We start from the raw sequence: 22,615 nt of genomic DNA, 5'->3' as shown, positions 1-22,615 counted from the left end.
TTATTAATTATTTATAAACTCAACTTCTTTGTTATTGAATAAGAATATACCATCTCTTGTCTCCATTTCAAGTTGCCCATTACTCTTCACACCTATTATTTTCCCACTTAATATCCCTAACCCAGATTTAAAGAGCGCCCATTCATTCAGAAGATATAAATTATCCATATAGTCACGGGTAATCCTTTCGAAGTGCCCTGCCCGCAATTGGAGATATCTCGCTTCAATTGCACTGCAAATTTCGCCTAACAAATCCGTTAAGTCGTAATCCATTTGTAAACCTTGCTTTAGTGATGTAACTTTTTTAAGAGATGCTGGAAATTCAGTCTGGTTTACGTTCAGCCCGATTCCTACTATGGCATGTCGTATTTGGTTGCCACTGACAATGTTTTCTATAAGAATTCCAGCGACTTTTTTATTCCCAATATAACTGTCATTTGGCCATTTTATTAATGCTTTCTTTCCCGCATACTTTTTCAATACGTCATTTAAAGCTACACTAATTGCCTTATTAAGCTCAAATTGCCGATCAACGTCCAAAAAAGATGGATTTAGCAATATGCTAAATGTTAAATTCTTTCCTTCTTCACTTAGCCAGGAGTTATTCGTTTGGCCCCTGCCAGCAAATTGCTTCTCTGCCATTATTACAGTGCCTTCTAATAGTGGCGTAGATTTTGACAAAGCATCCTTTAGAAAGGTATTAGTTGAGGCTACCTCTCTTAAAGTAATAAGATTTTGTCCGACAAATAGTCCTGAAAAAGTATTATTTTGCAATTAAGATTTGCTTTTATAAATCACAAAACTAAATTTTTTTAATGGTAAAAAATAAAATAGCTAAAGAATCAACATCAATCTCCGAACTTGTGATCTACGGAATACAGGAAAAAAAAGGAAATGATATTGTTCGTTTAGACCTTAGAAATATACATAGCTCGGTTGCTGACTATTTTGTTGTTTGTCACGCCGAATCATCTACCCAGGTAAAAGCAATTGCCCAAAGTGTAGAAGAAGAAGTTTTTAAAGCGCTCAAATTAGATCCATGGAGGAAAGAAGGTATGCAAAATGCCGACTGGATCATCCTGGACTATATCGATGTTGTAGTGCACATTTTCAAAACAGATAAACGCGAGTTTTACGGTATTGAAGATCTCTGGGGCGACGCAGAAATGCAGTCTTTTAAAAGCGCATAAACCATTCAGGTTTTCGTTTTGATAATATTAAACACAACTTTGCACAGAAATGAAAGAAGATAAATCAGATACCAAAAAGCCTTTAAAAAAAATACCTGGTAAAAAGATAGTCCCCAAAGCACCAAAATTTAATATCATGTGGCTTTATGCCATCATAATTCTTGGTCTTTTTGTGGTTCAATATATGTTTAGCGGCAGCAGCGCCCAGTTAATTAACTACCAGAAATTTGAGAATGAAATGCTCAAGGCGGGAGATGTTGAAAAACTAGTTGCCTACAAGAACGGAGATTTGTATAACGTCGATGTCTATATCAAGAAAGACCGTCTCAACCAGTCTAAATACAAGGATATAAAGCCTAAGAGCAATCTTGCTGGCGCGGCAACTGGCCCGCAGTTCTATTTCACTCAAGCTACTTTTGAAAGTTTCGAAACGAAAATAAAAGAGGCTGAAAAAGACATTCCTGTTGACCAGCATGTATCTATCGTTACCGAATCGAGGGAAAGTCCTTGGGCTGGATGGTTAATGTCCTTCATTTTACCGGTACTTCTTCTGGTAGGTTTCTGGCTCTTTATAATGAAACGGATGGGCGGCGGTGCAGGCGGTGGTGCTGGCGGACAGATATTTAATATTGGAAAATCCAAAGCCACGCTTTTTGATAAGGAATCACAGGTTACTATCACATTCAATGATGTAGCCGGACTTGAAGAAGCAAAACAGGAAGTTATGGAAATTGTGGATTTCCTTAAAAACCCTAAGAAATATACCAACCTGGGAGGAAAGATCCCTAAAGGTGCATTGTTGATTGGTGCGCCTGGTACAGGTAAAACACTAATGGCGAAAGCAGTTGCTGGTGAAGCTCAGGTACCGTTTTTCTCTTTATCAGGATCGGATTTCGTTGAAATGTTTGTAGGCGTAGGTGCTTCACGTGTAAGGGATTTGTTTAAACAAGCCAAAGACAAAGCTCCCTGTATCATTTTTATCGATGAGATCGATGCGATTGGCCGGGCACGCGGAAAAAACAATATCGTAGGCGGTAATGACGAGCGTGAAAATACGCTTAATCAATTACTGGTAGAGATGGATGGTTTTGGAACCGATTCAGGAATTATTATCCTGGCAGCGACGAACAGGCCGGATGTCCTGGATACAGCTCTTCTACGCCCAGGAAGATTTGACCGTCAAATTTCTATCGATAAGCCGGATCTTGTAGGACGTGAACAGATATTTAAAGTTCACCTTAAACCGCTAAAACTAGCGGAGGGTGTAGATGCGAAAAAACTTTCTGCTCAAACCCCAGGTTTTGCTGGTGCGGAAATTGCCAATGTGTGTAATGAGGCTGCATTAATTGCTGCCCGTCGCAACAAAGAAGCTGTCGATATGCAGGATTTCCAGGACGCAGTGGATAGGGTAATTGGGGGCCTTGAGAAAAAGAACAAGATTATCTCCCCTGAAGAAAAAAGAATTGTGGCATATCATGAAGCCGGCCATGCAATCGCAGGATGGTTTTTAGAGCACGCAGACCCATTGGTTAAGGTATCAATCGTTCCACGTGGTGTTGCCGCTTTAGGTTACGCTCAATATCTTCCAAAAGAGCAGTTTTTATACACTACCGAGCAATTGCTTGACGGAATGTGTATGACACTTGGCGGAAGGGTAGCTGAAGATATCGTGTTTAACAAAATATCTACTGGTGCTCAGAATGACCTGGAACGGATTACTAAGCTGTCTTATGCAATGGTAACAATTTATGGCATGAACGATAAGGTTGGTAATGTTTCATTTAATGATACACAAGGGGAATATCAGTTCAATAAACCTTATTCTGAAAAAACCTCCGAGATGATTGATATTGAAGTTCGAAACCAAATTGATCTTGCTTATCAACGTACTAAACAACTACTAATTGACAAAAGGGATGGCCTTGAAAAATTAGCTGAGAAGCTTTTAGAAAAGGAAATTCTATTCCAGTCTGACCTTGAAGAAATTCTTGGTAAACGTCCATTTGATAACCGTACAACCTACGATGAGTTTGTAAATGGGATTGAACCCACGGCTGATGTTGTGAAGGAAAATCTTCAGCACGAAGGTGTTGTTGATCATAATGTTGATCTTCCCGAGAACAAATCGACTCTAGATTGATATTAATACCATTGAACAGGGAATTTGCTTAAATCAAATTCCCTGTTTTAACTCAGGTATTCATGAAAGATACTACCCCCAAAGAAAGAATGCTTAAGAAGATCCGCAAGGCTCTTCTGGAAAAGAGAGACAATCCATATCCGAATTTAGAAGATACTCCTCTTTACGAAGAATACACCGATCATATAGATCTTTTGTTTGCGGAACAATTAACAGCTGTTGCGGGGAACTTTATTTTTTGTGAAGATGATCTGCAACTTGCAGAAAACCTCCTTCATCTGGCCGAAGAAAAAAAGTGGCGAAAAATCTATTGCTGGGAACCAGCAATGCAGGCACTTCTTAGCAAATATGAATTCCCGCACTATACTACCGATACGGATTTTTTAGATGCTGAAGTCGGAATAACCTCTTGTGAAGCTTTAGTAGCGAGAAATGGCAGCGTCTTAATATCTAATGGGAACCCTTCTGGGAGGCGGCTAAGTATTTATCCTAACGTGCATATTGTTATTGCGTACACCTCTCAATTAGTTCTTGATCTCAAGGATGCTTTTAAACTTCTGAAGCTGAAATACCCCGAATCGAGTCCCACAATGGTTTCTAACATAACAGGTCCGAGCCGCACCGCCGATATTGAAAAAACACTGGTGCTAGGCGCACATGGACCAAAGGAATTATATGTATTTCTTTCGGAAGGCTAGTTTAAATGTGCCAAAAAGGTTATTAGGAATTCCTAACCATTTGAATTTGAACCGTGTTTACATCCCGGGCTGACAGGCGCACTTTCGCACTGTGTGCAATATAACCCCAAACAATCACATCTAGTACAAACTCGCCAGTTAAAATACCCTGCAAAATAGTCTTTCCCTGGTTATCGCAAACCGCTGTACGGTTGATAGAGTCAATACTGATCATAGCATTGGGGACGGGCTTGCCAGTTACAAAATCAGTAATAACTAATTCCAGGTCAGTATAAGCTAAACTCTCTTCTAGCTTCTCCTGAAGGATAAACTTGGTTTCTGGAATTACAAAATAGTCGGTGTATTGCTCCTTTAGAATTGCACTGGTCTCAATCATGATGACATTTTTTTAGACTTAGTTCTCAATTCATCCGCAAAACATTTCTGAGGACATTTATAGGTGAGAGCGTTAAAAGTCTGACCGCTACTAACGATTGTATCATATTTGCATTAGATAGCAACTATAAAATTAACAAATAAAGCAGAAACTAAAAATTAAATCGCTTTTGAGTCTAATTCCCAAAAAAATATTTACTGATTCAGAAAAAAATTACTCATGCATAAGAAAAACCTCTGGGACGCGCGAGGATTTCAATCCTTAAATGCCTGTTTGTTGCTAAATTTATTAGTATTTTTGCGGGATGACTCATGTAGACAACAATGACTTTTTTAAAGGTCGGGGAGCACAAATTAACACTCATAATAAGTTCCTCAAAAATCGATATGTCTCAGATCACGAAGAAGGGATCGATGAGTTAATGCTGGAAAATACCGCGACTCAAATATTCGAAGAACATCCAAAAAACATTGTTAGTAAGTCAAACAGCCCGGATCTTCCTTTCTCACTTTCCATAAATCCGTACCAGGGTTGCGAGCATGGATGTTTATATTGTTATGCACGAAATGCGCATGAGTATTATGGCCTGAGCTCCGGCCTTGACTTTGAAAGGAAAATAATCGTGAAGAAAAATGCTCCGGAACTATTAGAGAGACATTTTAACAAGAAAGGGTACGTGCCTGATACAATAATGTTATCAGGAAATACAGACTGTTATCAGCCAATTGAAAGAAAATTAAAAATTACAAGATCTCTTCTTGAACTCTTTTTAAAGTATAAACACCCGGTAAGTATTATAAGCAAAAACAACCTGATGTTGCGGGATTTAGATATTTTATCAGAACTCGCTAAACTGGACCTGGTACAGGTGGCCATCACAATAAACTCGCTAAATGAATCTTTAAGGCTCAAGCTTGAGCCCAGAACAGTTACAGCGGCGAGCCGGATTTCGTTGATTTCGAAACTATCGGAATTAAATATTCCCGTTAGGCTTATGTGCGCTCCTATAATTCCCGGTTTGAACAGCGACGAACTGCCAACTATTATTAAAGCAGCAGCCGACGCCGGGGCAAGCGGTGCATCTTATACTATAGTTAGATTAAATGGCTCAATTGCTGAAATCTTTACTGACTGGATTCACAAGGCTTATCCCGACAGAGCTGAGAAAGTCCTGCATATGATAGCCAGCTGCCACGGAGGAATGTTGAACGATAGCCGCTGGGGAAAAAGAATGAGAGGTGATGGCAAGGTAGCAGAAAGCATTCAACAGCTTTTTCGAATCTCTGTTAACAGATTCATGAAAGGCCGGGAATTAAGGCCTCTCAATAACACACATTTTAGTCCCGCACCCGGCCGGCAACTCAATTTATTTTGACGCAACTTATTTGATTTCAATTGAAATAGGTTACCTTTAAAACACTAAACCATTATAGTATTCAGTATAAAATCGTTGAATGAACACCAATATCAAGTCAGTTATCATTGGAACTGGTAATTATACTCCAGTTAATGCTGTGTTAAACACATACTTTTTGGAACATCAATTTCTGGAAAAAAACGGGGACCTTATCCCCAGAGAAAATGGTGAAATCATCTCAAAATTCCAGGATATCACAGAAATTGAGGAGCGTCGATATGCAGATCCAAACCACAGAGCGTCGGATTTAGGCTACTTGGCAGCAGTTAACGCCATAGAATCTTCAGGCGTAGACCCAGAAACTCTGGACTATTTAGTAGTTGCGCATAATTTTGGTGATATAACGCCCGGAAGTACCCGCCCGGATGTATTGCCTTCATTAGCTTCCAGGATTAAACAAAAGCTCGGGATAAAGAATCCGGACTGTGTAGCTTATGATCTTCCATTTGGATGCCCCGGGTGGCTTCAGGGAATGATACAGGCTGACTATTTCATACGTTCCGGGGACGCTAAAAGAATTCTTATTATTGGTACGGAAACGCTCTCACGGGTAACCGACCCTCATGACCGCGATACCATGATATTTGCTGATGGGGCTGGTGCTACAATTCTTGAAGGCCAGGTTAATACTGAAGCCGGTATTCTGGCTCACAAAACACAAACTCATGCGTTAGAGGAAGCTTATTATTTGTATTCTGACAAATCGAACAACCCGGAACTTATTTCAGATGAGGTTTATATCAAGATGGATGGTCGTAAAATTTATGAATACGCCCTTAAGAATGTACCGCTTGTTATTGAGCATGCTCTAAAAAAATCGGGTACCGAACTGTCAGATATCAAGAAGGTATTGGTACATCAGGCCAACGGGAAGATGGACGAAGCTATTTTAAAGCGCTTATTCAAACTTTACGGAATCAAAGAAATACCACACGATATCATGCCTATGACAATCAGCACCTTTGGAAACAGCTCTGTAGCTACTGTTCCCACTTTGCTGGATTTGATCCTCAAAAACCAATTAGAACCTCATGAATTCAATCCTGGAGACAAGATAGTCCTGGCATCTGTTGGCGCAGGAATGAACATAAATGCGATGGTATATCGTTTTTAGCATGGAATATTCGGGCAAATTTATGAGCCATGCGTCATTCTAAAACATAAAAAAAGCGATCAGATATCTGATCGCTTTTTTTATGTTTTATATCTTAAGCGCTAGGGGCTTCTTCCAAAGCGAACCCTTCATCGACTAAAATTCGACCGCAATGCTCGCAAACGATAATTCTCTTGCGCTGACGAATGTCTAATTGTCTTTGAGGTGGAATTTGGTTAAAACAACCAGAACATGAGTCACGCTGAATAGTTACAACTGCAAGGCCGTTCTTAGCATTGTCGCGTAAGCGGTTATAAGCAATTAACAAACGTTCTTCGATATGTTTCTCTGCCTCATCAGCTTTTTTAATGATGCTTGCTTCCTCCTTTTCGGTTTCTGCAGTTATAGTATCAAGTTCGGCTTTCTTAATTTCAAGATCCTTTTTACGTTCAGTAATGTTAGCTAAAGCTTTTTCGTAAACTTCAGTCTTATTTTGAATCTCAAAAGTATGCTCTTTGATCTTTTTTTCTGACACCTGGATCTCTAAACCCTGAATTTCGACTTCTTTAGAAATGGCATCGTATTCGCGGTTGTTCTTCACATCGCCCAACTGAGTTTCATACTTCTTAGTTGCAGCTAGTGCTTCCTTAATCATGTTCTTACGGGTTACAATCGAATCCTCAAGCTCATCAAGTTCAGCTTTTATTTTTTGTATCCGTGTCTCTAAACCAGCTACTTCATCCTCAAGATCAGCAACTTCCATAGGAAGCTCGCCACGTGTCTGACGAATTTTGTCGATCTGTGTATGAAGGGTTTGGAGTTCGAATAAGGCCTTTAATTTCTCTTCTACTGTTTGTTCCATTAAATCAAATAATTTATGGGGTTTGTGTTTTGTGTTGTTAAACGGAGGGCAAAGTTACGAAATTTTTCTGTAATTAATTCTAACAATAGTTCCTGCGTAAACTGCTCACTTTCAAAATGTCCCACATCCGCAATGATCAGTTTTTCTTCGGCATCGAAAAACTCGTGATATTTAAAATCTGCGGTGATAAAAATATCTGCGCCAGCTGAGATGGCGTTGTTTAAAAGAAAACTACCCGACCCTCCACAAACTGCTACTCTCCTAATCTTTTTGCCTGTCACAGCGGTGTGTCTGATTACCTTCGCGTTAAGTTTTTGTTTAACGAACGTTAAAAATTCCAGTTCATCATAATCATTCTCAAGGTTTCCAATCATCCCGGAACCAACATGTTGATAAGAGTTGCTAAGCGGGTAAAGATCATATGCCACTTCCTCATAGGGGTGAGCTTCGATGAGCGCGGCCAGAAGTTTCCGCTCAATATAACCTGGATAGATAATCTCAATCCGGATTTCTGGTTCGCTATGCCTTCTGCCGATCTCTCCTACATACGGCTCTGCTCCTTCACCCGCTTTAAATGTTCCCAAGCCCTCGGAATTATAACTGCACTCCGAATAATCTCCTATCCATCCACCGCCAGCGTTGAACATTGCATTACGAACTCTCTCCGCATCCTTTTCAGGACAAAAAGTCACTAACTTTTTTAACTCGCCATTCCGTGGCTTAAGAATTCTGGGCTGTATTACCCCAAGTTTATCACAAATCTTCTTATTAACCCCATCGAGGACGTTGTCAAAATTAGTGTGGATTGCATAAAGAGCTACGCCATTTTTAATAGCCTTCATCACCACTCTCTCTACATAATTCTTTCCATTAAATTTTTTTAAACCTTTAAAAACTATGGGATGGTGTGAGATTACCAGGTTGTAACCATGAGTGATTGCTTCGTCCAGGATGGCTTCTGTACAGTCAAGCGAAATAATTGCCCCGTTGATATCCTGGTTCGGTTCGCCCACGATTAAACCAGAGTTATCATAGTCCTCCTGATAGGCCAGAGGGGCGAGCGTTTCTAGAAAATTAGTTAATTCCCGAAGTTTCATATTAATGTTCCAACCTATGCGGTCGGTGCCATCATCTTAACCATCTGTAAACTTTCGTAAGCAGCTTTTTGGTTATAATCAATGGCGATAGATTTATGATTGATGACATCAACAATAGTTCCGATAAAACAAAGACCTGCTGTCAAAATATAGAGAATACCCATTCCCATCTGGCCGACAACAAAACGCTGGATACCGGCAATACCGAGGAAGCCCAAAATTGTAAACAATAGGATATCCTGCGGACTTTTGCGCTTCCCACTGTAAAACATAACGAAGTTTTGTGCCTGTCGTTCGTCCAGGCCAGCCATTACTTGCTGAAGATAAGAGTATTCCTCCGGGTTCATACCCCGCAAGTTAATGAGCAGATCTTTTTCCATCATAAATATTTTTTGTGCTCATTAAATTTAATGCGAATTTATTTAATAATTGCACTATCCTGAAAATTAGGATTCCCGTTGCCGGTATTCCAAACCAATGCTGTCTGATGGATAGAATTAAATCTCCATGGAGAAAATAGCTTATTGATCGGCCGAGCCCGCACCCGGGACACCAGTAAAAGCCAATGTTATCGATTGGACAGAGCGTGAAGTGATTGGAAGCCTGCGGATATGAAAGACTAAATAAAATAATGGCCCCAGACCAGATAAGCAGTTCCGTGGGCCAGTTTCTTAACATTATAAATGCTTCTGTTTATTCATTAACATAAGAGAAATGGCAAGATTGAACAAAATACCAATAAGTACTGCTGCTGTAATTCTATACATATAATCAGTATTCGCGGCACTTGCATTTAATTGTACATAAACTATCGCGAAAAAGGCTGCTATAACACCACCGATGATGATAATCTTGAAACCCTCAAAAAGTCCTTCAAAGAACTCCATTTTTCCGTCTGAGAAATGATCACGATAGTTTTTGATACCCAGGTATAAACCTATAGCGGGGATCAGCATTGATGCCCATTCCATCCATTCCATGTTATTAGTTTCACCTGAAGCGTCTTGTGCATAAACTCCTGAAAAGTGCATTATCAAGATCCATATACCGCTGAAGACACCTACAATTATACCGTATTTGACTGCATTCTTCATGATTTTCGTGTTTAGGTTTCAACTATGTTTACTGTTTATCTAACACCTAAACCTAATAACTGTTTTTTTCCATTCATAGCCAATTCAACTATGTTTTAACTCTATAGAACAGCGAATTCTATTAAAGATACTTTTTTTATACAGCATTAAATAAAAAAAATACGTCCTTGGATCCACACTATCTTCCTCCTTATTGGGTTTACTTGTATATTTGCCACCGAAAATCAGAGTGTGACTATCCGGGATATTTTAAATCAGTATAAATCGGATCCCCGCGTAGCCAGCCTGGCAGACGCCCTTAAAACCGGCGGAAATCAACGGGTCCATTTAAAAGGTCTCATCGGATCAAGCGATTCGGTGCTTGCAACTGCATTATATTTTCTTCAACACAGGCATATGATTTTCGTACTGCCTGAGCGTGAAGAGGCGGCCTATTTCCTAAGCGACCTTGAAAACCTTCTGGAAAAGGAAGTACTTCTCTTCCCTTCTTCCTTTCGAAAATCATTTGAATTTACACAAGTCGATAGCAGTAATGTTCTCCAGCGAGCCGAAGTCCTGAATGAACTTATTCACTCCAGCGAATTCGGGAAAATTATTGTCACCTATCCGGAAGCATTAGCAGAGAAGGTGATCGACCGCGATGCACTTGAGAAAAATACACTGGAGATATCAACAGGAAATAAGCTAAGTATAGAGTTTATCAACGAATTTTTGGTCGAATATGATTTCGAACGGGTTGATTTTGTATATGAGCCGGGACAATTTTCTGTTCGGGGAGGACTTGTAGATATCTATTCTTTTTCGCACGACCTTCCCTACCGGGTTGAGTTTTTCGGCGATTTTATTGAAAGCATCAGAACATTCGAAATTGAGGATCAGCTATCTGTTGAGCAGGTTAAGAGCATAACCATTGTCCCTAACGTCCAATCGAAATTTCTTACCGATCACAATATTTCCCTACTCGAGTATATCGAAAAAGACACCCTGGTTTGGTTTAAAGATGTTCAGTTTACGCTTGATATAATAAAAGACGGCTATAAAAAAGCAGTCGAGTTTTGGAAGGCTTTACCAGCTGCTGATAAAAATCAGAATCCCCAATGGATTGATCCAAAGTTTAATTTTTCTGATGAAAAACTCCTGGCAGACCAGTTACGGGATTTTGCAATTGTTGAATTTGGCAAGCAATTTTTCTATGAGCCTAGTGCAACAATATCTCTTGACATAAAACCCCAGCCTTCTTTTAATAAAGATTTCAACCTTCTTATACATAACTTCAAAGAAAACGAAAAGGCCGGTTTGGAAAATCTGATTTTCACAGATTCATCCAAGCAAATCGAACGACTTTACAGCATTTTCGAAGATATTGATCCTACCGTAAAGTTTAAACCTGTACATCTTTCTCTCCGGGAAGGGTTTATAGATCATGGCCAAAAGCTAGCCTGTTATACGGATCATCAAATTTTTGACAGATACTATAAATACAAGCTAAAAAAGGGTTATACACGCTCTCAGGCGATTACCTTAAAAGAGCTTCGTGATTTAAAACCTGGAGACTTCATCACCCATATTGACCATGGTATTGGTAAGTATGCCGGCCTTGAAAAAGTTGATGTCAACGGTCGCTCGCAGGAAATGATCCGGCTTGTATATGCCGATAATGATTTGCTTTATGTAAACATCAATTCTCTAAACCGTATTTCCAAGTATTCCGGTAAGGATGGCACCGTTCCTAAAATGAACAAACTTGGGACAGACGTATGGGACAAGCTTAAAAAAACAACTAAAAAAAAAGTTAAGGATATAGCCCGGGACCTGATAAAGCTTTACGCGATTCGGAAGGCACAAACGGGTACTGCATTTCTACCTGACACTTATTTACAGACGGAATTGGAGGCGTCTTTTATTTATGAGGATACTCCGGATCAGGTAAAAGCTACCGCTGATGTAAAAAAAGATATGGAGTCCCCGCATCCAATGGATCGGCTTGTTTGCGGTGATGTAGGCTTTGGAAAAACTGAAATAGCGATACGCGCGGCCTTTAAGGCAGTAGCAGATAGCAAACAGGTTGCCATTCTGGTTCCTACAACCATCCTTGCTTTGCAGCATTATAAAACCTTTACCTCCCGATTGGCTGATTTCCCTTGCACCATCGACTATATCAACCGTTTCAAATCAGCCAAACAAATCAAGGAAACTCTTCAAAAACTGGCCGAGGGAAAGGTCGACATCATAATAGGTACTCACCGCATCGTTAGTAAGGACGTGAAGTTTAAAGATCTTGGCTTGCTGATTATCGATGAAGAACAAAAGTTCGGAGTAAGTGTCAAGGAAAAACTTAAACAGTTTCGAGCGAATGTAGATACCCTGACTCTTACGGCAACGCCAATTCCGCGTACTCTTCACTTTTCATTAATGGGGGCACGAGACCTGAGTATAATCAGCACACCGCCTCCTAACCGGCAACCCGTTCTAACGGAATTGCATGTTTTTAACGAAAAGCTTATAAAAGAAGCTGTCGAATATGAAATCGACCGTGGCGGCCAGGTGTTTTTTATACACAACAGAGTACAAGATTTAATGCAGCTCGGCGGTCTTATCAATACGCTTGTTCCAAAAGCGCGGATTGGAATAGCGCACGGGCAGCTGGAAGGCGATGCTCTCGAAGATGTCATGCTCAAATTCGTTTCGGGTGAGTATGATGTGCTTGTAGCCACCACCATCATTGAAGCCGGGCTTGACATCGCTAACGCAAATACCATCCTTATCAATCATGCTCATATGTTTGGTTTGAGCGACCTCCATCAGATGCGTGGTCGGGTAGGGCGTTCCAACAAAAAGGCGTTTTGCTATTTATTAAGTCCTCCTCTTTCAACCCTCACCAACGAAGCTCGGAAACGGCTTAGCGCGATAGAAGAATTTTCCGACTTAGGCAGCGGATTTAACGTCGCCATGCGCGATCTGGATATCCGCGGAAGCGGAAACCTTCTGGGAGCCGAACAAAGCGGGTTCATAGCAGAAATAGGCTTTGAAATGTATCATAAGATCCTGGACGAAGCGATACAGGAATTAAAGGATGCTGAGTTTAAGAACTTGTTCACCGAGGAAAAACCAAGACCATTTATATCCTTTACCCAGGTTGATACTGACCTGGAGGTTATGATTCCCGATGAATATGTAACCAACATTGCCGAGCGGTATAATCTGTATACCGAGCTATCCAACATTGAGAATGAAATAGAATTGGACGCTTTCAGACAAAAACTTGTTGATCGCTTTGGGCCCGTACCATTCCAGGTTGACGAACTAATTAATACCTGGCGCTTACAATGGCTTGGCAAGATGATCGGTTTTGAAAAGATTACGTTCAAAAAAGGTGTTTTAAGGGGATATTTTATCAGCAATCAACAATCACCTTACTACGAAACGGAACAATTTGGCAGGGTTCTGCAATTTGTTCAGTCACATCCAAGAGTTTGCAATTTAAAAGAAGTTAAAAACTCGTTGCGTCTGGCCATTGAACACGTAAGCACGTTGGAAATGGCGATAGAGATGCTACAGGAAATTGCCTTGGCAGAACCTTTTATTCATTAATTTGATAAGTAATCGGCTGCACATAAGAGGTCCTTACAGGTTTACCATCAGCTAATCCCGGTTTCCATTCAGTGGAAAGTTTTAGTACACGGATAGCTTCTTCATCACAACCGTCGCCAATGCCTTTTATCACTTTGAAATCGGTGAGTGTGCCGTTTTTTTCTACTATAAAACCAATGTAGACCTTTCCTTCCGTTTTATTCTCCCTGGCTTTCGCCGGATAACGTAAAGCCGAGCCCAGGTACCTCGCCAGTGCTTTTGTTCCACCCGGATATTCTGGAGCGGTTTCCACAGTCCCAAGGTCATATAACTTGCCCTCATAGCGGGCCTCTGGGTTTACATTCTCAGCAGGTGCCGTAGCTGGCGGTACAGTTGAGTTATCGACAGGCTTAATGTCATCAGGTTCCCATCCAGTTTCTTCTCCCATTGTACTATCGAGATATTCATCCAAATCAACCGAAACAAAATTCCTTATTTCCACTTCACGTAGGGAACTGATTTTGCCTTCCTCGTTAATTGTCATTTCATACTTCACGTCCGCTGACTCCTCTTTATTTTTCGAAGGCCTTAAATAATTTATACTTGCCCAGTAAGTTGCGACAAGCTCAGCACCATTTCTATTGTACTCCAGCGATGAAACAACCCATTGAAGGTGGAAATTCTTCATATCTGACTTTCGCTTATAGTACAGATTCTTTAAACGCTTATAGGTGAGGTTATGATAATTAAAATAGGTGCGTGTTATTGGCGAAAAATAGCTTGGGGGATCAAAATATCCGCGGCGTTGATCTGTATAAAAAGCCTCGATAAACTTAATCAGCGAAGTCCTGACTTCAGAATCGTTCATATTGGCATTTGCGTTTAAAGCATCAGAGTTATCATCTATAACGGCAACAACCTCCTGCTTTTTAGAAAATAGTCCGTTAATGTCATCCACAAAAAGAGTAAGGTAGCCCATTACTAGAATGATAATGCCCAGGCCGATGCCCATATACAGCAAGGATTTATCTATTTTGATATCCCCTTCTATAACCTCTTGCTGTGGATCTGTCGGCTCTTTTATCATATCAGATTCTATCTGAGAAGTTCATCAACATTCTGTGAATGTTCTGTATTTTTGATCAGGAAGTTTGTACGAACTGCAAATATACAAATACGAGTGGCGCAGCAAGCAATAATCCGTCAAAACGATCCAATAAACCACCATGTCCTGGTAAGAATGAGCCTGAATCTTTTGTAGACAGGCTTCTTTTTAGCATGGATTCAGAAAGATCGCCCAGAGTTCCTGCCGTAACTATTATAACTGCCATCCCCAGCCATTGGACAAGTGCCAATTCGTTGAAATACATAGAAATTATAAAAGCGGCTAGCATACTGGTTATCATCCCTCCGACAAAACCTTCCCAGGTCTTTTTCGGTGAATGGCGTTCAAACAAGCGATGTTTTCCAAGTGTGATTCCGAAAAGATAAGCGCCTGTATCGCTTGACCATAATAAAATCAGGAAAGCAAGAGGATAATGAAAGGAATATTCGCCATCCACGAAAGCACTTGCATAAAAAAAACAAAAGGGCACTGCTGAAAAAATGACTCCGAAAATGGTGTAAGAAATATTATGAAATGGATGAGGATGCTTCCTGTAAAGTTCCGCCACAATGATCATTATCGTAACCGGGACACAAATGAGCATGTTTATAAGCGGCTCACCCTGGAAAAAATACATACTTAGTGGAAGATATATGCTTATCACTAGTGCTAAACCCCATCGTTTCTGTGGTTTCACTTCACTCGTGGTTACGAGCTTATAAAATTCTTCAGTACATAAGCCACTAAGAATTAAAAAAAACAGTGTAAATGCATATGCTCCAAGAAGCACCGATGCAAGCATCACCCCGACAAAGAAAAATCCTGTTACCGCCCGCGTTTTCATTAGAGTTCGTTCTGAATGATTATTTCCAATGCTTTTTGAAAATTGTTCTCATGGATATAGACTTCAACTTCGCCAATTCGATACGGAAACCCCTGTTTATTCATAATAATCGCTTCGATCTCATTATCAATGAGCACCTGTCTTACAAGTTCCGATTTAAAAAAATCTGCCGCTGTATAAATTTTAATCCAACCCGCTTCCATCTGTCCGTCTAGAAAAACTTAGTCCATATTTAAGCGAGGTAGTATAAAAAATCCATATCAAGCCACTGCAGGCAATAAAACTTAAGATATAAACATAAAAAGCTACGGGGTCTGGCTGATCTAGCTTATCGAGTGAAATACCTTGTCTCTGATAAACATACGCTGTCATAACTGCAACAGCGTTATTCAAAAAGTGTGCTAGAATTGGTATCCAAATCGTTTCGCTCCAAATTAACAAATATCCGAAGAGTGCTCCCAACAACATTCTAGGAAGGAATCCATAGAACTGCACGTGTATGGCGCTAAAAACTATTGCCGTGACCCAAATAGCTATATGCTTATTGCCTGTCCATCGTGCAAATATTTTTTGAAGGCAGCCCCTGAAGATAAGTTCTTCCCCCAAAGCCGGAATGATGGCTAGCATCAGAATGTTGAATGCTAAAACACCCATCGTATTCATTTTCAACAACTGTTTAGTCATTTCTGCCATCTCAAGCTCCTTACCTAGCATCCATTCCTCCAGGCCTTTCAAAAAGGCCGGTAATTTCATGCTTTTATTAAGCTCAGCACTGAGTTCAAGCATCGGACCGGAGCTAAGCATTATCAGGAATGTTAACAATAGAAGAATTAGCGGAAAACCCTTTAATTTCAGATATGATATCCAATCGGTACTTTCAAGACGGGCAAAAAATAAGGCCGGGACAACGAACATTCCGGTAGAGATAAAAAGCTGAAGAAGTTTAATTATTTCAATGGAGGAGGCCATTCCGGTCGAAGCGTTGACCATTTCCTTCATCCCATAAATTGCTATCACAGCAATGAATGCGATAAGCATAAAAACCACGGCCCCTGCAAACATGAGCAGGAGAAGTAAAAGCAGAGATACAAAAGGATGACGTTGTGTTGACGCGGGTTGGAGCATACTGGTTAATTATTTGTAATTTTGCCTTTTGAAAGCTTGTTACAGGGCTGAAAGATAGCTAATGTCTGTTAAGATTGGAAATATTGATTTAGGGGCGTTTCCCCTCCTGCTTGCTCCTATGGAGGATGTAAGCGACCCGCCATTTCGTTTTGTTTGTAAACAAAATGGTGTGGATATGATGTATACAGAATTTATTTCCTCCGAAGGACTGATTCGCGACGCTGCGAAAAGCGTTGCTAAATTGGATATTTTTGAATATGAACGGCCAATCGGGATCCAGATTTTTGGAAGTGAAATAGACTCGATGCGCGAAGCCACCAAAATAGCTAGCGCTGCAAATCCGGATCTAATCGATATCAATTATGGTTGCCCTGTCAAAAATGTAGCTTGTCGGGGTGCGGGAGCAAGTCTTTTGCAGGACATCGATAGAATGGTGCTTATGACAAGGGCCGTAGTTGAAGCCACCCACCTGCCTGTCACAGTGAAAACAAGGCTTGGATGGGACGATAATACTAAGAATGTTTATGAAGTGGCGGAGCGTCTGCAAGATGTTGGGATCCAAGCATTAACGATTCATGGCAGAACCAGGGCGCAAATGTATAAAGGTGAGGCTGATTGGACACTGATACGCGAAATCAAACAAAACCCCCGAATAAAAATTCCCATTTTCGGAAATGGCGATGTTAACTCAATCGAAAAAGCGGCAGACTGGCGTTTGGAATACGAAATAGACGGTATTATGATCGGACGAGCTGCTATCGGATACCCCTGGATATTTCGGGAGATAAAACATTTCTTTGCGACAGGAGAGTATCTTCCCGAACCGACGATATCAGAAAGAGTGGATGTTTGCCGGACTCATTTCGAAAAATCTATTCTTTGGAAAGGTGAAAAAACCGGGGTGTTTGAAATGAGAAGACACTATGCTAATTACTTTAAAGGCCTGCCGGATTTCAAGGAATATCGAATGAAATTAGTTTCACTTGAAAACATCCAAGATATTCATTCAACATTAGATGAGATAAACGAACGATTTCAAATAGAAATGGCCTAATTATTGGGTTTATTTTTATATTGTCCTCTCAAACCCAAATGATTATGGTAACCAAAATTACTGATGGAGTTAAAATATCGGTAGAAACTATTTACCAGCCTGAATATTCAAATCCGGCTAATGATCATTTTATGTTCGCCTACCGAGTAAATATTGAAAATCTTACTGAGAACACAGTGCAGTTGCTCAATCGTCATTGGCATATTTTCGATTCAAATGGAACTAACAGAGAAGTTGAAGGTGAAGGGGTTGTAGGGCAGCAACCTGTTATTGAACCTGGTGACCATCATGAATATGTTTCGGGATGTAATCTAAAAACTGATATCGGAAGTATGAAGGGTTCTTATGAAATGGAGAGAACAGTCGACGGTGTTAAATTCAGAGTGAATATTCCCGAGTTTTATTTAATCGCACCTTATAAACTCAACTAACTAAGTTTTATAATTCGTAAAGTGGTATTCCTGTGTCTGCATCCTGACCATACTTTTGACACAGCTCCGCCAGAACATCTTCATGGGAAATTCCCACGTTCATAACTGTATCATTACCCCCATAATAAATCCATATTTCTCCGTTGTCTTGTCGCAAAGCACCGCAGCAAAAAACGACGTTAGGTACATGAACATATGCATGCTCAGGCACCCTGCAGTCAGCTTTCGAAGGAAAAAGGATTGGTATATTTGACACTTTGACCCGCGTAGGGTCTTCTAAATCGTGCAAAGCAACTCCCAACACATAGGGGTTACCGTCCATAGTACTTCTTACTCCGTGGAAAATATTTAACCAGCCGTGCCTGGTTTTTATTGGCGGCGCTCCGGGTCCTATTTTATCTGAAAAGCTGCTTGGGCCGTCGCTTTGTAATATTATCGGCTCTTTCCGGATTTGCCAGTCCGATTTCTCCCATTTATCTGTTGATCCGATTTGGATCTGTTTAAATATACCCCCAATATGCTGTTCCGTACGGTCGTTTGGACGGAAAAAACCATAATACTTTCCACCAATTTTCTCCGGAAAGATCACCACGTTCCTCATATCTGTTTCCAGCAAAGGCCCATGTCTCAGATAAGTTTTAAAGTCTTTGGTGCTGATCAACGAAACTCTCACCCGATGGGCTATTGAAGCGTGATAAGCGCTATAAGTTATTAAGTAAGTGTCGCCAATTTTGGAAATTCTCGCATCTTCGAGGCCGCCTTGTTCATTTTCAATAAGCTGTTCAATATTTGTCCCTTCGGCAAAAAGAGCGGTTTTTGAGCATGGCACCAGCGCAGGCTCACTATCTACCTCCCAGTTGTCGAGCCCATTCCGGCTTCTTGCAATTCCCAGCACAGAAATGCCATTTCTCAAATGCGACCTGAAAAGCATGATTACACTACCTTCGAATTCGGTAATCCCAGCATTATGAACGGTAATGGTTTGTAGCTGCGGCTCGACCCATGCCTTGTTTACATTGGCACATGTAAGTATCGGGTTATTCTCGTATCGAATAACCGGGTTTATCAGACTTGGGACTCTATTCATTATTGGAAGGTTTGGTTGAATAACAAACGAGTACGCAAGGGGTTTGATCATGCACTAAAAAGCCAGGCTGGTTGGCCTGGCTCAATAGAATTTCGGAAATGGTACGCAGATATTATTCGTCTCTGCGCCCCATTAGCATACTGGCATAGTAGACCAAAGTGGCTAAAGAACCTAAAGCAGCAACAACATAAGTCATAGCAGCCCACCATAAGGCATCCTTTGCCTGATCATTTTCGACTTCAGTCTGCATGATACCCCGGTTGGTTTGCAGCCATGCTAAAGCCCTGTTACTTGCATCAAACTCAACCGGAAGCGTAATGAAAGCGAAAATCGTTACTAAGGCAAGTGCGCCAACTCCGACTGCAAGAACGATGATATTGCCAGAAGTTATAAGAAGCACCACACCAATCATCAAAGCCCACTGCGTTATCTTGGAAGCAATGTTAACTGCTGGTACCACAGCAGATCTGAACTTAAGCCAGCTGTAAGCTTTAGCGTGTTGTACAGCATGACCGCATTCATGAGCTGCAACTGCTGCTGCTGCTACACTCCGCCCGAGATAAACTTCCGGACTAAGATTAACCGTTCTGTCAGAGGGATTATAATGGTCAGTCAATTGTCCCTCAACAGAGATAACCTGAACGTTAGAAATTCCATTATCATTGAGCATTTTCTCCGCTATATCTTTTCCGCTTATGCCCGATCCAAGCGGCATTTCGGAGTATTGTTTAAATTTGCTTTTAAAGCGCCATTGAACTGCAAAACTAATTACAGCAATAACTATCATTAATATAAGTCCCATAGTCTTTTTTTGTAAGGTTTATTCAATAACTATTCCGAATAAAATTAATCACAAATAATTTACCTTTAAAATACATGGGGCAAAGTTTTTCTTATTGGGAACAGAAGTCATTTCTTTTAGGTTTTGATGTGATCATAATAGGCAGCGGTATCGTTGGTCTAAGCAGCGCCTTAAAATTGAAAGCCAAACACCCAGCCCTTCAGATTGGTGTTTTAGAATCTGGTTTTCTTCCCAGCGGCGCAAGTACAAAAAATGCCGGTTTTGCTTGCTTCGGCAGTGTTTCTGAGGCTGTTGATGAAATTAAATACGAAGGAGAAGAAAACTTTCTCTCATTGGTTGAGATGAGATGGAAGGGACTTTCCAGGCTTCGTAAAAACCTCGGCGACAAGTCAATTCGCTTTAAGCAGTTCGGTGGTTACGAAATATTCAAAAGATCGGAAAAGGTATTTGCTATCGAATGTATGGAGGAAATCCAGCATCTAAACCGACTATTAAAACCCATTATTGGAAAACATGACATTTATGCAGAGGCGAATGCTAAAATTGCCGATTTCGGGTTTTCTGGTATAGAATACCTGATAGAAAATAAATATGAAGGGCAGATAGATTCAGGGAGAATGATGACTGCGCTTATTTCTAAAGTCGCGGGCATGGGGGTACAAATATTTAATTCCTGCAGAGTACATCAATTTGAAGGAGAGGCTGGAAATCATATAATAAAAACAAGTCAGGGCAATTTTAAATCTAAGTTGCTTATTGTAGCTACAAACGCGTTTGCTCATGAATTACTCCCCGAACTCGAAATTATTCCGGGTCGTGGCCAGGTGTTGGTCACCGAACCAATTAAAAATTTAAGTGTGAGAGGTGCATTTCATTATAATCGCGGCTATACCTATTTCCGTAACATTGAAAATCGTATTCTTTTAGGCGGCTTTCGAAATCTGGATAAAGATGCAGAGCAGACCACAGAGCCTGGTATCACCGACGTAATTCAAACCGCGCTTGAGGAACTTTTGCATGAAAACATTCTTTTCGGAACAAAGCCAAAAATAGAACATAGATGGAGCGGGGTGATGGGATTCGGTCCGGAACTTAAACCCATTGTCAGGGAAGTTCGGCCTGGTGTTTATTGTGCTGCCCGCTGCAGCGGGATGGGTGTTGCTATTGGAAGCTTGCTGGGTGAGCAAGTAGCTCAATTGGTAATGCCTGATTAAGGGTCTGATTAAGGTCTTGATATATCCCAGACCTACCACTACCCCTGCAAAAACCATTAGTTTTATTTGATTTTTCCTCACTTACTGATAAGTATCAAAAATTGTATTTTTGATAAAATTTTTAGCAATGGATATTTCTTATCTTCTCGGAGCAGCGCTTCTTTTACTAATAATCCTTTTCTTTTTTAATAAAAACTCCGGAAAGGCCGGTGTTTCGTTGGAGGAGCTAAACAGCCTGAAAACTGAAAATGAAGAACTGAAAATACGATGTGCTAAAGCTGAAGAACGGTCAGAGAACTTTAAATCGGAGTCTGAAGATCTAAAATCTCAATTAGTTACTGAACGCCAAAGGTTGGAGGATGCAATGCAATCTCTGGAAGGGACGCGTTCCTATTATAAGGCACAGCAGGAGAAGATTGAAGAACAGAAGCTGGAAATAAAAAACAACCAGGAGAAGTTTAATAAGGATTTTGAGCTGATTGCATCCCGGATACTGGAAGAAAAGACGAACAAATTCACCGAGCAGAACCGTACTAAGCTGGATATACTGTTAAACCCCCTGAAAGAAAATATCAAAGCTTTTGAGGAAAAAGTTGATAAGGTATATAAAGCCGAATCCGATGAACGTAATGTGCTCAAAGGACACATCAGCCAGCTGATGGAGCAGACTAATTTGATGAATCAGGAAACTCAAAACCTGACTAAGGCCCTCAAAGGCGATAACAAAAAGCAGGGAAATTGGGGTGAGATGATACTCGAAAGGGTCCTTGAGCGCTCAGGTTTAATGAAAGACCAGGAGTACCGTGTTCAGGCAAGTCTGCAGGTTTCTGACGGAGCCCGGTTTCAACCGGATGTCGTTATAGACTTACCGGATGATAAACATTTAATCGTTGATGCCAAAGTATCATTGATTGCATACGAGCGGCTGGTTAACTGCGACAGCGCTGAGGACACTGACCTTTTCACGCGCCAGCATATCGCATCGATCAGGAGCCATATAAATGATCTTTCTTCTAAGAATTATAGCGAGCTCTATAATATTAATTCACCCGACTTTGTCATGCTTTTTATCCCTATAGAATCCTGCTTCAGTATTGCTGTTCAGAAAGATGGCGAATTGTTCAATTATGCCTGGGATAAACGGGTAGTAATAGTTAGCCCTTCAACGCTCCTTGCAACGCTGAGAACTATAGCCAGCATCTGGAAACAAGAACGTCAGAACAGGAATGTCATTGAAATAGCGCGTTTAAGCGGAGAAATGTATGATAAGTTCGTAGGTTTTGTCGGGGATATGGACGGTATTGGAAAAAATATAAAACAGAGCCAGGATGCTTACGAACGTGCGCTGAATAAGCTCTCAAATGGCAGAGGCAATTTGACTACAACGGCCGAAAAGATAAAAAAACTTGGGGCTAA

Annotated in this window: 23 protein-coding genes; 10 read left to right on the top strand and 13 right to left on the bottom strand. The window is 40.7% G+C overall.

Features of this window, described 5'->3' with window-relative positions:
• Positions 1-3 precede the first annotated feature (3 nt).
• Positions 4-774, bottom strand: coding sequence for a biotin--[acetyl-CoA-carboxylase] ligase (locus tag WBJ10_RS02595; protein WP_424287993.1), 771 nt, complete (start codon positions 772-774; stop codon positions 4-6).
• Between the two features lie 41 nt (positions 775-815).
• Between WBJ10_RS02595 and rsfS the strand changes: the two genes are divergently transcribed.
• From rsfS to WBJ10_RS02580, 3 genes are all read left to right on the top strand, one after another.
• Entirely contained in the window at positions 816-1,190 is a 375-nt protein-coding gene (rsfS, locus tag WBJ10_RS02590) for a ribosome silencing factor (protein WP_424287992.1), read from the top strand.
• A gap of 49 nt (positions 1,191-1,239) precedes the next feature.
• Complete coding sequence (ftsH, locus tag WBJ10_RS02585) at positions 1,240-3,330, top strand: ATP-dependent zinc metalloprotease FtsH (protein WP_424287991.1); 2,091 nt, start codon at positions 1,240-1,242, stop codon at positions 3,328-3,330.
• 62 nt (positions 3,331-3,392) lie between these two features.
• Entirely contained in the window at positions 3,393-4,028 is a 636-nt protein-coding gene (locus WBJ10_RS02580; protein ID WP_424287990.1) for a LutC/YkgG family protein, read from the top strand.
• Between the two features lie 22 nt (positions 4,029-4,050).
• Here WBJ10_RS02580 and WBJ10_RS02575 read toward each other — a convergent pair whose 3' ends face one another.
• Positions 4,051-4,404, bottom strand: a complete 354-nt coding sequence (locus WBJ10_RS02575) for a hypothetical protein (protein WP_424287989.1) — start codon at positions 4,402-4,404, stop codon at positions 4,051-4,053.
• 304 nt (positions 4,405-4,708) lie between these two features.
• Here WBJ10_RS02575 and WBJ10_RS02570 point away from each other — a divergent pair, with 304 nt between their 5' ends.
• Positions 4,709-5,779 carry a PA0069 family radical SAM protein gene (locus WBJ10_RS02570; RefSeq protein WP_424287988.1) on the top strand — a complete coding sequence of 357 codons (1,071 nt, stop codon included), beginning with the start codon at positions 4,709-4,711 and terminating at the stop codon, positions 5,777-5,779.
• 79 nt (positions 5,780-5,858) lie between these two features.
• On the top strand, positions 5,859-6,935 hold the full coding sequence (locus WBJ10_RS02565; RefSeq protein WP_424287987.1) for a 3-oxoacyl-ACP synthase III family protein: 1,077 nt from the start codon (positions 5,859-5,861) through the stop codon (positions 6,933-6,935).
• Positions 6,936-7,029: 94 nt separating this feature from the next.
• Here WBJ10_RS02565 and WBJ10_RS02560 read toward each other — a convergent pair whose 3' ends face one another.
• Genes WBJ10_RS02560 through WBJ10_RS02540 form a run of 5 tightly spaced genes read right to left on the bottom strand, consistent with a single transcriptional unit; the run spans position 7,030 to position 9,967 of the window.
• Positions 7,030-7,776: a zinc ribbon domain-containing protein gene (locus tag WBJ10_RS02560; RefSeq protein WP_424287986.1), complete on the bottom strand. Its 747-nt coding sequence runs from the start codon at positions 7,774-7,776 to the stop codon at positions 7,030-7,032.
• Positions 7,776-8,873 (bottom strand): Nif3-like dinuclear metal center hexameric protein, encoded by a 1,098-nt coding sequence (locus WBJ10_RS02555; protein WP_424287985.1) that lies wholly within the window; start codon positions 8,871-8,873, stop codon positions 7,776-7,778. Before WBJ10_RS02555 ends, WBJ10_RS02560 begins: the two co-directional genes overlap by 1 nt.
• A 14-nt stretch (positions 8,874-8,887) precedes the next feature.
• Complete coding sequence (locus tag WBJ10_RS02550) at positions 8,888-9,256, bottom strand: NINE protein (RefSeq protein ID WP_424287984.1); 369 nt, start codon at positions 9,254-9,256, stop codon at positions 8,888-8,890.
• Positions 9,231-9,551, bottom strand: coding sequence for a DUF2752 domain-containing protein (locus tag WBJ10_RS02545; protein WP_424287983.1), 321 nt, complete (start codon positions 9,549-9,551; stop codon positions 9,231-9,233). The genes WBJ10_RS02550 and WBJ10_RS02545 overlap by 26 nt, the downstream gene beginning before the upstream one ends.
• Entirely contained in the window at positions 9,551-9,967 is a 417-nt protein-coding gene (locus WBJ10_RS02540; RefSeq protein WP_424287982.1) for a DUF4199 family protein, read from the bottom strand. Before WBJ10_RS02540 ends, WBJ10_RS02545 begins: the two co-directional genes overlap by 1 nt.
• 231 nt (positions 9,968-10,198) lie before the next feature.
• Here WBJ10_RS02540 and mfd point away from each other — a divergent pair, with 231 nt between their 5' ends.
• Positions 10,199-13,558, top strand: coding sequence for a transcription-repair coupling factor (gene mfd, locus WBJ10_RS02535; protein WP_424287981.1), 3,360 nt, complete (start codon positions 10,199-10,201; stop codon positions 13,556-13,558).
• On the opposite strand, the gene WBJ10_RS02530 is transcribed toward mfd, so the two are convergent.
• The 4 genes from WBJ10_RS02530 to WBJ10_RS02515 are packed head-to-tail and all read right to left on the bottom strand — an operon-like array spanning position 13,548 to position 16,611.
• Positions 13,548-14,624 (bottom strand): energy transducer TonB, encoded by a 1,077-nt coding sequence (locus tag WBJ10_RS02530; RefSeq protein WP_424287980.1) that lies wholly within the window; start codon positions 14,622-14,624, stop codon positions 13,548-13,550. The genes mfd and WBJ10_RS02530 overlap by 11 nt on opposite strands.
• Before the next feature lie 55 nt (positions 14,625-14,679).
• Entirely contained in the window at positions 14,680-15,486 is an 807-nt protein-coding gene (locus WBJ10_RS02525; RefSeq protein ID WP_424287979.1) for a phosphatidate cytidylyltransferase, read from the bottom strand.
• A complete protein-coding gene (locus WBJ10_RS02520; protein ID WP_424287978.1) occupies positions 15,486-15,689 on the bottom strand; it encodes a putative signal transducing protein in 204 nt (67 codons plus the stop codon). The genes WBJ10_RS02525 and WBJ10_RS02520 overlap by 1 nt, the downstream gene beginning before the upstream one ends.
• Entirely contained in the window at positions 15,670-16,611 is a 942-nt protein-coding gene (locus tag WBJ10_RS02515; protein WP_424287977.1) for a lysostaphin resistance A-like protein, read from the bottom strand. Before WBJ10_RS02515 ends, WBJ10_RS02520 begins: the two co-directional genes overlap by 20 nt.
• A 61-nt stretch (positions 16,612-16,672) precedes the next feature.
• Between WBJ10_RS02515 and dusB the strand changes: the two genes are divergently transcribed.
• Positions 16,673-17,665, top strand: a complete 993-nt coding sequence (gene dusB, locus WBJ10_RS02510) for a tRNA dihydrouridine synthase DusB (RefSeq protein ID WP_424287976.1) — start codon at positions 16,673-16,675, stop codon at positions 17,663-17,665.
• A gap of 44 nt (positions 17,666-17,709) precedes the next feature.
• Positions 17,710-18,096: a Co2+/Mg2+ efflux protein ApaG gene (apaG, locus tag WBJ10_RS02505; protein ID WP_424287975.1), complete on the top strand. Its 387-nt coding sequence runs from the start codon at positions 17,710-17,712 to the stop codon at positions 18,094-18,096.
• 7 nt (positions 18,097-18,103) lie between these two features.
• Here apaG and WBJ10_RS02500 read toward each other — a convergent pair whose 3' ends face one another.
• Positions 18,104-19,234 carry a hypothetical protein gene (locus WBJ10_RS02500; RefSeq protein ID WP_424287974.1) on the bottom strand — a complete coding sequence of 377 codons (1,131 nt, stop codon included), beginning with the start codon at positions 19,232-19,234 and terminating at the stop codon, positions 18,104-18,106.
• Between the two features lie 61 nt (positions 19,235-19,295).
• On the bottom strand, positions 19,296-19,985 hold the full coding sequence (locus WBJ10_RS02495) for a zinc metallopeptidase (protein WP_424287973.1): 690 nt from the start codon (positions 19,983-19,985) through the stop codon (positions 19,296-19,298).
• Positions 19,986-20,059: 74 nt separating this feature from the next.
• On the opposite strand from WBJ10_RS02495, the gene WBJ10_RS02490 reads away from it, so the two are divergent.
• Together WBJ10_RS02490 and rmuC are read left to right on the top strand one after the other, a co-directional pair.
• A complete protein-coding gene (locus WBJ10_RS02490; protein WP_424287972.1) occupies positions 20,060-21,199 on the top strand; it encodes an NAD(P)/FAD-dependent oxidoreductase in 1,140 nt (379 codons plus the stop codon).
• Between the two features lie 127 nt (positions 21,200-21,326).
• On the top strand, positions 21,327-22,615 hold a 1,289-nt coding region (gene rmuC / locus WBJ10_RS02485; RefSeq protein WP_424287971.1), incomplete at its 3' end, for a DNA recombination protein RmuC.

Origin of the sequence: Daejeonella sp., from assembly GCF_049655485.1 — a bacterium.
GTDB lineage: Bacteria > Bacteroidota > Bacteroidia > Sphingobacteriales > Sphingobacteriaceae > Daejeonella.
Note: the sequence above shows the minus strand (reverse complement) of the source record. Positions and strands in the feature narration are given on the sequence as shown.